At 58.9% G+C, this 253-nt stretch carries 1 pseudogene; it reads right to left on the minus strand.

The features are described from left to right. Positions 1-129, minus strand: a pseudogene (gene tnpB, locus F1735_RS38455) (IS66 family insertion sequence element accessory protein TnpB); the annotation flags it as partial. Positions 130-253 lie beyond the last annotated feature (124 nt).

Raw genomic sequence — 253 nt, forward strand, 5'->3', positions numbered from 1 at the left:
CTTGGCCCACACGCAAAAACCGGTGCGGTCCCAGTACAGCACCTTGATGTGCGTGGCGCGCCGGTTGATGAACACGAACAGCGCCCCGCTCAGTGGATCCTGGGCCAGCGCATGGCGCGCCAGCGCGCGGAGCGTGTCAAACTATTTGAGACAGTATTTACAGATTGTTTAGGGAGCATTCTTCGGTCTGCTCGTTGGTGCCAATGTCCATTTTGGGCATGTTGATTCCGGCTTCGGTTGGCAGAGCCGGCGG

The sequence above is a fragment of the Massilia genomosp. 1 genome (assembly GCF_011682185.1).
Taxonomy (GTDB): domain Bacteria; phylum Pseudomonadota; class Gammaproteobacteria; order Burkholderiales; family Burkholderiaceae_D; genus Telluria_A; species Telluria_A rubra.